Origin of the sequence: Pseudomonas sp. yb_2, from assembly GCF_043103905.1 — a bacterium.
Lineage (GTDB): Bacteria > Pseudomonadota > Gammaproteobacteria > Pseudomonadales > Pseudomonadaceae > Aquipseudomonas > Aquipseudomonas alloputida.
Genome location: NZ_JBICKH010000050.1, coordinates 64,813 through 75,490, shown reverse-complemented (window position 1 = coordinate 75,490; position 10,678 = coordinate 64,813). Strand labels below are relative to the sequence as shown.

General features: G+C 61.8%; 9 protein-coding genes. All 9 read left to right on the top strand.

The features are described from left to right. The coding region (locus ACF8FB_RS11960; RefSeq protein WP_392510843.1) for a citrate:proton symporter at window positions 1-525 on the top strand (525 nt) is incomplete at its 5' end. Between the two features lie 293 nt (window positions 526-818). Next, window positions 819-1,388 (top strand): acyl carrier protein, encoded by a 570-nt coding sequence (locus ACF8FB_RS11955; RefSeq protein WP_010953688.1) that lies wholly within the window; start codon window positions 819-821, stop codon window positions 1,386-1,388. Window positions 1,389-1,399: 11 nt separating this feature from the next. Further along, window positions 1,400-2,674, top strand: a complete 1,275-nt coding sequence (locus ACF8FB_RS11950) for a beta-ketoacyl-[acyl-carrier-protein] synthase family protein (RefSeq protein WP_049586217.1) — start codon at window positions 1,400-1,402, stop codon at window positions 2,672-2,674. 169 nt (window positions 2,675-2,843) lie between these two features. Beyond that, window positions 2,844-3,758 carry a beta-ketoacyl synthase gene (locus tag ACF8FB_RS11945; protein ID WP_392511378.1) on the top strand — a complete coding sequence of 305 codons (915 nt, stop codon included), beginning with the start codon at window positions 2,844-2,846 and terminating at the stop codon, window positions 3,756-3,758. Then, window positions 3,755-5,053, top strand: coding sequence for a beta-ketoacyl-[acyl-carrier-protein] synthase family protein (locus ACF8FB_RS11940; RefSeq protein WP_392511376.1), 1,299 nt, complete (start codon window positions 3,755-3,757; stop codon window positions 5,051-5,053). The genes ACF8FB_RS11945 and ACF8FB_RS11940 overlap by 4 nt, the downstream gene beginning before the upstream one ends. After that, a complete protein-coding gene (locus ACF8FB_RS11935) occupies window positions 5,050-6,261 on the top strand; it encodes a beta-ketoacyl synthase N-terminal-like domain-containing protein (protein WP_392511375.1) in 1,212 nt (403 codons plus the stop codon). Before ACF8FB_RS11940 ends, ACF8FB_RS11935 begins: the two co-directional genes overlap by 4 nt. 38 nt (window positions 6,262-6,299) lie before the next feature. Beyond that, window positions 6,300-9,170 (top strand): aminotransferase class III-fold pyridoxal phosphate-dependent enzyme, encoded by a 2,871-nt coding sequence (locus ACF8FB_RS11930; protein ID WP_392511374.1) that lies wholly within the window; start codon window positions 6,300-6,302, stop codon window positions 9,168-9,170. A 9-nt stretch (window positions 9,171-9,179) separates the two neighbouring features. Continuing rightward, window positions 9,180-9,917, top strand: a complete 738-nt coding sequence (locus tag ACF8FB_RS11925) for a 3-oxoacyl-ACP reductase family protein (RefSeq protein WP_010953694.1) — start codon at window positions 9,180-9,182, stop codon at window positions 9,915-9,917. Continuing rightward, complete coding sequence (locus ACF8FB_RS11920; protein WP_010953695.1) at window positions 9,914-10,678, top strand: SDR family NAD(P)-dependent oxidoreductase; 765 nt, start codon at window positions 9,914-9,916, stop codon at window positions 10,676-10,678. Before ACF8FB_RS11925 ends, ACF8FB_RS11920 begins: the two co-directional genes overlap by 4 nt.

The window sequence follows — 10,678 nt, the reverse complement described above, 5'->3', positions numbered from 1 at the left end:
GGTTTCGTCGCCGCACTGATGATCAACTACCCGCAGCTGGACCTGCAGAAAGAGCGCATCCTCGCCCATTCGGGCAACGCCATGACCGTGGTGCTGCTGGTGTTCGCCGCGGGCATCTTTGCCGGTATTTTCTCGGGTACCAAGATGGTCGATGCATTGGCCCAGACGCTGGTGGACTGGATTCCGGAAGCGTGGAGCCACTGGTTCCCGCTGGTGGTGGCGCTGACCAGCATGCCGCTGACCTTCGTGCTGTCCAACGACGCGTACTACTTCGGCGTTGTGCCGATCCTGGCCAATGCCGCGGCCGCGTACGGCATCGACCCGGTGGAAATCGCCCGCGCTTCGGTGCTTGGCCAGCCGGTTCACCTCATGAGCCCGCTGGTGGCCTCGACCCTGCTGCTGGTGGGCATGGTCGACCGCGATATCGGTGACTTCCAGAAAGCCACCGTGAAATGGGCCGTGCTCACCTCTCTGGTGATCACTGCGCTGGCACTGCTGACGGGCGCCTTGTCCTTCATGGTTTGAAGCACTCAGGGCGCCGCTTGCGGGTACGGTGATATTCCGCTTCTGGAACTATCGTGCTGTTTCAAGCAATCGATTTTGTCATTTTACGATCCCTCTCCAAGCCCCATTGAGCTGCATAAATCAAAGGTTTCAGGGCGCGTCGGGATTTCTCACAAAAAGCACTGATGGCACGTTGACTCTCCCCTTAGGGGGAGACTTTAGACTCCCGGCCCCCGATAGATCTGGCCTCAAAACAGCTTTTTTTGGCCCGATGACTTTATTCATTCAATGCGGCTTTTGTAGGGAAACACTCAATGAATAATCCGTTGGAATTGGACAGCGTCATCAGCAGTACACAGGATATTCTTGCGCAGTTGCTGGTGCTGGATAGGGGCGACGTCACAGAGCACAGCAGTATTGTTGACGACCTCAGCGCCGACTCGCTGGACATCGTCGACCTGAGCTTCCAGCTGGGCCGTCAGTACGGTTGCACCTTGCCGAAAACCAGCGTGCTGGATCACGCGGTAGCGGTGTTCGGCGACGCCACCCGGTTTGTCGAAAATGGCCGAATCACGCAGGACGGCGTGGCCTTGCTGGAGCAGAGCCTCAGCGCTTATGCGCCGGGCCAGTTGCACGTGGGCATGCAGCCGGGCGATGTCTTCTCGGCCACCACCGTGCGGAACTGGGCGCAGCAATGCCATAACGTTTTCAACTACCTCCCCGAGACCTGCCCTGAGTGTGGCGCGGTTCATGCCCAACTCAATGAACGCCAACAAGTGGTGTGTGGCGGTTGCAGTGCTCGCCTGACCCCTCTGGACGGTGACTCGATCTCGCGTCTGTTGGTTGAGCAGTACGCGGCCGCCCAGTTGAAGGCTTCGGCGTAGGGGGTGCCTTGATGCAGGCCCGAGAGGTTCTGGTCACCGGCTATGGACTGGTGGCTCCCACGGCACTGGATGCGGCCTCGCTGTTCACGACGATCAGCGAAAACCGTTCCTGCATTGGCCAGCACCCGGCGTTTGTCGAACTGGGGTTTGCGAACCCGGCGGCCGGATTTATCGATGAGCAACAATGGCAGGTCATCGCGGCGGCCTTTCCGGGCGACCTGCAGACCACCTCCCGCCAGGAATGGCTGGCGCATTACGTGGCCCGTCAGGCGCTGGCCCATGCCGGGTTGGCCGACGGCGCTTTTGCCCGCGTCGCCAGCGGTATTTTCGTCGGGGCCAACAAATATTGCGTGAGCGGTGATTTGCGGGACGCCAGCCGTTACATGGACGATCAGGGGCGGGTCGATCTCGACCAGTTCCTGGATAACCACACCCTCAGCGGTGGGGCGTTTGCCCGGCGGGTTGATCAGCAAACCCGACATCTCGCCGAATGGCTGGGTGTACGTGACCATATTTCCACACATTCCGATGCCTGTGCCGCCGGCACCATGGCCATCGGCAGCGCCTATCGAGCGATCGCCCGTGGCGAGATCGACCTGGCGTTGTGTGGCGCGGTGGAGTTGATGGCCCATGAATTGTCCTACTACAGCTTTGATGGGCTGGGCGCACTCTGCCAGCGCGTGGACTTTTCCCCGCAAGAACAGAGTCGGCCATTCATGCCGGACCGCTGCGGCTTTGTGCTGAGTGAAGGGGCGGCGCTGTTGGTGCTGGAATCCCGCGAGCATGCCGAGCGTCGTCAGGCCTGTTCGCTGGGCCGGGTGCTGGGTTACGCGAATCTGTGCGAGGCAGAGAAAATCACCTCCAGCAGCCGCGACGGCAGCAAGTATGCCGCCTGCATGACGGCGGCCCTGGCCGATGCCGAACTGACCAGTGCGGCTGTGGACCATGTGAATGTTCACGGTACGTCGACACAGGCCAATGACCGCTGCGAGGCCCTGGGCCTGGCGCAGGTTTTCGGCGAAACCCTGGAGCAGATGACGTTCACCGCCAACAAATCTGCCGTAGGGCATTCGTTGGCCGGCAGTGGTGCCATTGAGGCGGTGCTGTCGTTGATGAGCATTCAGTTGGGCGTGGCCTTGCCGACCCTCAATTTTCAGCCGGAAAAATCCGAATTTCCGGCGTTGAAATTCCTTTGCGAACCGTTGCAGCAACCGATCAATGTCGTGCTCTCCAACTCCTTCGGGTTTGGTGGCGTGAACAGTTCGTTGGTGCTGGGCAGGGCATGACATGACCAGATCCAATTCAACCGCTGTTTATATCACTGCGGCGTCGGTACTCAACGCTGCCGGTACTGAATGTGCGCCTCGTGACAGTCAACCTCAGGCCGCGCAACCGCTGGATTTCGACCCGGCACGTCTGGCCCATTGTGTCGCAGCGCCCGCCTTGCCGGCGGGTGTGTACGACCGCAGACTGTCCCGCAGCCTCGAGCCTCAGGGCGCGCGCCTGCTGTATTGCGCCGGCCGTCTCGCCGAGACCTTGCGTGGGCTGGAGCTGCCCGACGAGCGGATCGCATTGATCGCTGCCATTCCGGAAGTGGATGGCCCCAGCTCGTGCTGGGATGCAGTGCAGGCCATTGGCGCACAACCGGCAGATCTGTTGGCGCAATTCTTTGCCCACACACCGCCGCTGCATGCGCTGATGATGCTCAACAGCAGCGTCATGGCCCACGCGGCTGAGGCCTTGCGTTGCAAGGGGCCCATGGGTGGTTTTTGCTCCCAAGGCAATGCGGGGCTGGATGCTTTGATGGAGGCCGCTGCCCATCTGAGCGAAGGCCGTGCCGATGCTGCCGTCGTCGTCAGCAGCAGTCCGAACATCACCCCGGCGTTGTACCTGCGTGACGCTACTCACCCACCTGTGAACCCCGGCCCGTGGGTTTTCGGCGAAGGTGCTGCAGCACTGTTGCTGACGACCAACCCGGGCAGCGGTGCTCAATCTGCGTTGCGTATTGCCGGGTTTGCCCGTGGTTACAGCGCGCAACCCGAGCGTGGACTGGCGGTTGGTCGCGACGTCATTGAGCGTGCTTTGAGCAACGAAAAACTGTGCCTCAGCGATATCGGGCAAGTCGTCGCCGATGCACTGGATCCGCAGATTGCCGCGTTGTTTAGCCTATCGGGGCACACCCTCGAACACTCCAAGGCGTTGCTAGGTGACTTGGGCGCCAGCGCCTTGCTCAGCGAAATCGCTGTGACCTGGGCACTGGATTGCAGCCGTTACACGCTGTTGCTCGAACATAGCCGAGGCGGGCATTGGGGCGCGGTGCTGCTGGCCAGAGCGTCGTCGGACACAGAGACAATGGAGAGTTACCCATGAGCCCCACACGCATCGTGATCACGGGCATGGGCGCCGTCACCGGCTTCGGTTTCGAGTGGCAGTCCATGTGGCAAAGAATGTTGGCCGGCGAGCATTGCATTCGGCCATGGCAACCGGAAGGCGTCGAAGCGGGTGCGTTCCCCGTGCGTTACGCAGCGCCCGTGGATATGGGCTTGATGCCGGCACACTTGAAAAACCATCCGGCCTGGGGATTGTCGCTGGAAAAACGCACCCGCTTTGGTTGGGTCGCGGCCACCCAAGCCATTGCCGATAGTGGTCTGAGCCCCGAACAGTTGCGTGGTGCGGCGGTATTGTCAGCGTCCGGCGCACCTGCTCATCGTTTGCAGGACATGCTGCTCAGCCTGGCGGATAACCCGGCGCAGGCGCCGTCCTGGGCTCAATTGATGGCGCGACAGGCGCAGGTCGATCCTGACAGTTCACTGCGTCAGAGCAACGACCGCCTTGCGCGGGTGATTGCCGATGGCATCGGCAGTGAAGGCCCGGTGATCAATGTCAGCAGCGCCTGCGCGGGAGCGTCCCAGGCCATCGGCAATGCATTCCAGATGATCCGTCGCGGCGAGGTCGAGCTGGCCATTGCCGGGGGCGCCGATTCGGTGCTTAGCCTGGACACCATGACCGCGCTGTATCTGCTCGGCGCCGCCAGCAGCGAACAGCGTTGGGGCACCGAACTGTGTCGGCCGTTCGATCGCCATCGCAGTGGCTTGATTGCGGGTGAGGGCGGTGGTTTTGTCGTGCTCGAAACCCTCGAACGGGCGCTCGCCCGAGGGGCAACGCCGTACGCCGAAGTGCTGGGTTTCGGCAGCAGCCTGGATGCCTACAAAATCACCGCACCCGACCCGCAGGGCCGGGGCGCGGTGCTGGCGATGCAGGCGGCCCTGACGGATGCCGGGCTGGCGCCGCAACAGGTCGATCTGATCAATGCCCACGGTACGTCGACACCCCTCAACGATGCCGCCGAAACCCTGGCGATCAAGACCCTGTTCGCCGAGCGCGAACATTATCGGCGGTTGCTGGTGACGGCCAACAAATCCCAGTTCGGCCACCTGATTGCGGCCGCCGGAGCACCGGAGTTCATGCTCACGGCCCTGGCCTGCCGGGATGATCGGGTCACGCCGACCCTGAACTTGCAGGATGCCGACGAACAATGCGACCTCGACTACTGCGCCCACCAAGCGGTCAAGCGCAAGGTCGACGTTGCCCTGAGCAACTCCTTCGGTTTCGGCGGCCTCAACACTTCACTGGCGCTTGGCAAGTACCGGGAGGCGCCGCGATGAAACAGGCGGTCGCGATTGCCGGTGCGGGTTGCGTGTTGCCCAGCGGCTGGGGTGTCGAGTCTTTCTGGGCGGCCGCAACCGAAGGGCGAAGTGCAATTACGGCGCTGAACGCCCGACGGTTCAGCAGCGAACGCGTGGTGGCGTTCGGGCAAATTCAGGATCAGGACCACCAACGCAGCCGACAAGACCTTGCGCAAAACCTTCAGCGTTACTGCACGCCGGCAGTGATCTGGGGTGTCAGCGCGGTACGTCAGGCGTTGGAAGAAGCCGGCCTGGCCGATGAGCAGCCGGATGTCCGTTTCGGTTTGTATTGCTGTCAAGGCGGCTACACCCATCCGTCTCTGGAATCCTATGCCGAGTTGTTGCACGGCTGTCGGCAGGACGGCGTCGCCGACATGGCGGCGTTCGCCAAACGGATCCTGCAAGACCGTGCCCAGGACCCTTTTCTGGTGCTCAAAGGCTTGAGCAACTGCTTGCTGGGTGTCACCAGCCTGGCGCTGAAACTGGTGGGCGAGTGCAACGCCTATATGCAAGGTGTCGCCGGCAACCTGGCAGCCTTGCGTGAGGCTACGGCCGCTTTGCAGGCTGGCCGAATTGACGCGGCAATCGTTGTCGGCGCGGGCAGCGAGCTGGATGCCCTGGCGCTGTCCGGGTTGGTCCAGGCGGGTGTCATCAGCGCCAACGGCTCGAACACGCTGCTGCCGTTCGACCTTCGGGGCACCGGCGGCATTGCCGGGGAGGGGGCGGCAGCGTTGGTGCTGCGCCGGCGCGAAGACCTGCCGGCCGGTCCTCAGGCGTGCCTCGCCGACATGACGGCCCATGCCTCCCTCGGTCGCTTGAGCCTGCCCGACAGCCCAACCGATGTGTTGGTGTGCAGCGGCACCGGCGATGCGCACAAAGACCGCGTGTTGTGCCAGACGCTGGCCCTTGCGCGCGCCTCGCACATCACCAGCGGGTTGGCGATCAACGGCATTCTCAGCGCGGCGCCGAGCCTGGTGGATCTGATGCTGGCGCGTTGCGCATTGCAGGCCCAAAGCGTGCCGCCGATTGCCGGTTTGCAGCAGCCAGTGGCGAACCTGCCGTTCATTCAGGGCGCGCCCCACGCCGCGAGCCTTGCGCATTGCCTGGTGCTGAACCGCGACGACAACGGATTCAGCGCCGCCTATCAAGTGCTCTACAGCGCAAAGGTCACTCAGGACTGCCGCTGACTACCGCCTCTTTTTTACTTTCAAGGGATATGACTGTCATGGATTATCGCGATTTCGTTCGGCCCAAATTTGTCGGCCTGCTGCAGGCACTGGGCCTTGAGTGTCAATTTGAGCGCGCCCTCGGTAGCCAGTTGTTCTACCGCAACCCCAAGGGCGACATGGTCACGGTCACCGACTTTCTCGGCGGTTACGGTGCGGCACTGTTCGGCCACAACGACCCACAGTTTGTCGATCAGCTATGTGCGCTGCTGCGCAGCGACGTGCCGTTCAACGCACAAATGTCGATCCGCGGTGCGGCCGGGCAATTGGGGCGAGCGCTCAGCGACGCCTTCAATCGCGAACTGAAGAACACCGAACGTTATATTTCGACTTTCTCCAACAGCGGCGCGGAGGCGGTGGAGATCGCCGTCAAGCACGCGGAGTTCCGTCGCCAGAAGAGCCTGCAAAAGCAGTTCGACGACATCGATTTCACCCTGGCCAGCCTGACCGCCAGCGAACACGCTTACCGCGAGCTGGATGTGGCCGACCTCGACCTGCCTGCAGGTGTCCTGCCGATCACCCTGAACAGCGTGACCTTGCGTCAGGTGGTTGAAGCCGTTCGCCAACACAACCTGGCGCAGTTGCACATCGAACCGGTATTCGTCGCCCTGCGCGGCAGCTTCCACGGCAAATTGGTCAATACCGTGCAACTGACCTATGGCCGTCAGTACCGCGCACCGTTTGCCCGTTTTGGTCTGAACGTCGAGTTCATCGACCCACAGCAGCCCCATCAGTTGCAGGCATTGCCGGCCCGGCACACGCACCATTGGTTGAGCCTGCAATGGGACGGTGAACACCTGCACGTGCTGCAACTGCCGTTCAGTGCGATTACCGCCGTGTTGATGGAACCGATTCAGGGCGAAGGCGGCATCAACGAGTTCGCGGCCGAGTTCTATCTGGGGCTGCGCAAGCTGTGTAACGAGCAACAATGCCCGTTGGTGGTCGATGAAGTGCAGTCGGGTTTTGGTCGCGCCGGGACGTTTCTTGCCAGCAGCCAGTTCAACCTGCAAGGCGACTACTACTGCCTGTCCAAGGCACTCGGCGGCGGCTTGATGAAAATCGCCGCGACGGTGATCCGCAGCAGCCACTACGAAGGCGAGTTCAGCTATATCCACAGCTCGACCTTCGCTGAGGACGACCCGTCCTGCCATATCGCGCTGTCGGCATTGCGCCGGTTGTTCGCCGATGACGACGCGATGCTCAAAGACATACGCACCAAGGGCGCCTACCTCAAAGCCTCGCTCAATGAACTGAAGATGGCCTATCCGGATGTGATCGCCGATGTGCGCGGGCGTGGCTTGCTGGTGGGGCTGGAATTGCACGACTTGAGTGTCAGCAGCTCGCTGGTACAGGCGTCGGCCCAGTATAACGATGCCTTGGGTTACTTGATCGCCGGTTACCTGTTGCAATTCGAAGCGTTGCGGGTGGCACCGTCGGGCAGCAACTCCAACGTGATTCGCCTGGAGCCGCCAGCCTGTATCACCCTGAGCGAAATCGACAAGCTGATCGCTGCCCTGCAACGGGTCTGCGACATGCTGCGCCGTGGCGATGCCTTGCCGTTGGCGGCGGGTATCTGCGCGGACTCGATGCCCGCCTTGCCAGCCCGTCAGGACGATTTTCGGGTGACCGAGCCCGTTGAAAACAGGGATGCCAAGGTCGAAGTCGTCGCTCGGGTAGCGTTCATCAACCACCTGATCGATGCCGATATCCTAGGTGACGTCGATCCCTCGTTGGCAGCCCTGAGCCCGGAACAAAAACGCACGTTCATCAATCGCACCAAGCCTGAACGCCGCGCTGTGCCAGTCGGCCCGGTAATCATTCGGTCGCGCCTCGGCATGGCGGTGGAGTTCACGTTATACCCGCTGTGCATGGACTCGGATGCCATGGCCGAGTACATCCGCAGCGGTGACCTGGACAGCATTCGCGAAGAAGTCGGCAGGCGTGTCACCGATGCCCGCGCCGATGGCTGCAGCATCGCCGGCCTCGGGATGTACACCTCGATCGTTACCAACAATTGTCAGGCGCTGAAGATTGCCGACATGGCGCTGACGTCCGGCAACGCTCTGACCATCGGCATGGGGCTCGAAGCCATCGAGCAAGGCTGTGTACAGCAAGGTTTGGCACTTTGCGAGCAAACCGCTGCCGTTGTCGGTGCCGCCGGTAACGTTGCGTCGACCTATGCCTCGATGCTGTCCGCCACCGTCGATCACCTGATTCTGATTGGCAGCGGTCGTGATGGCTCGGTTCGGCGCCTGGAGAAAACCGCGCAACAGATTTACGCCGACGCGGCCCGTTCGATCCTCAAAGGCACGGCCGAACACGACCGGTTGGCCCAGCGACTGCTGACCCTTGATGGTTTTCGTGGCTTGTTGCACTCACATGGCCAAAAAGCCGACCTCGGTTTGCACATCGCCCGTCTGGTGGATGAGCGCCTTGGCGCGAACGCCTTCATCACGGTCACCAACGATCTCGACGCCATCAAGGGCACACGTATTGTCCTGTGCGCTGCCAATGCGCCTCAGCCGTTCCTCGGTGCCGAACATTTTGCCGAGCGCAGCGTGATTTGCGATATCGCCGTGCCGCTGAACGTCCATCAAGACCTGCCGAGCCAACGCGAAGACGTGCTCTACATGCACGGCGGCATCGTCCAGACGCCGTTCGACGACGGCCTGGCGCCCAACGTGCGGGCCTATCTGAAAAAAGGTCAGCTGTATGCGTGCATGGCCGAGTCGGTGTTGATGGGCTTGTCTGGCATGAGCCAGCACGGCTCCTACGGCGATATCAGCCGTGAGCAAGTTCAGCAGGTCCGCGCACTGGCCGCGACCCACGGCTTCACCCTCGCGCAATTCAAAACTCAAAACTCACTGTAAGGAGCGGTCATGACTCAGAAAATAGCTGTCGTGACCGGCGGCAGCCGTGGCATTGGCAAGTCCATCGTGCTGGCCCTGGCCGGCGCGGGTTATCAGGTTGCCTTCAGTTATGTCCGTGACGAGGCGTCAGCCGCTGCCTTGCAGGCGCAGGTCGAAGGGCTCGGCCGGGACTGCCTGGCCGTGCAGTGTGATGTCAAGGAAGCGCCGAGCATTCAGGCGTTTTTTGAACGGGTCGAGCAACGTTTCGAGCGTATCGACTTGTTGGTCAACAACGCCGGTATTACCCGTGACGGTTTGCTCGCCACGCAATCGTTGAACGACATCACCGAGGTCATCCAGACCAACCTGGTCGGCACGTTGTTGTGCTGTCAGCAGGTGCTGCCCTGCATGATGCGCCAACGCAGCGGGTGCATCGTCAACCTCAGTTCGGTGGCCGCGCAAAAGCCCGGCAAGGGCCAGAGCAACTACGCCGCCGCCAAAGGCGGTGTAGAAGCATTGACACGCGCACTGGCGGTGGAGTTGGCGCCCCGCAACATCCGGGTCAACGCGGTGGCGCCCGGCATCGTCAGCACCGACATGAGCCAAGCCCTGGTCGGCGCCCATGAGCAGGAAATCCAGTCGCGGCTGTTGATCAAACGGTTCGCCCGGCCTGAAGAAATTGCCGACGCGGTGCTGTATCTGGCCGAGCGCGGCCTGTACATCACGGGCGAAGTCCTGTCCGTCAACGGCGGATTGAAAATGCCATGAGCCAGTTACGCACGATTGTGATTACCGGCGCGGCCAATGGTATTGGCCGCGCCGTCGCGGAAAGTTTTGCAGCCCAGGCCGAGCACCTTTTGATCTTGCTTGATCGGGATCTGGCAACCTTGCAGGGGTGGGTCACCGAGGGCGAATTTGCCGCTCGTATCGAAACCCATCAAGCGAACATCGCCGATCTCGCCAGCCTGCAACTTCTGTTCAAGGGCCTGGCCGACCGGGTCGGCTTTGTCGATGTGCTGGTCAACAGCGCCGGGGTCTGCGACGAGAACGAACCCGAAGACCTCGACAACTGGCACAAGGTCATTTCGATCAACCTCAACGGCACCTTTTACGTCACCTCGTTGTGCCTGCCACTGATGGCGGATGGTGGGCGGATCGTCAACATGTCGTCGATCCTCGGCCGAGCGGGCAAGGTCCGCAACACTGCTTACTGCGCCTCCAAGCACGGCATCATCGGCATGACCAAAGCCTTGGCGCTGGACCTGGCGCCACGGCGAATCACCGTCAATGCCATCCTGCCCGCCTGGATCGACACGCCGATGCTGCAAGGCGAATTGGCGGCTCAAGCGCGCATCGCCGGGATCACCCACGAGCAGATCCTGCGCAATGCCAAGAAGAAGTTGCCCCTGCGGCGCTTCATTCAGGGCGACGAAGTGGCGGCCATGGTTCGTTATCTGGCGAGCCCGCAGGCGAGTGGTGTCACGGCGCAAAGCCTGATGATCGACGGCGGTGCCGGGTTGGGAATGTAG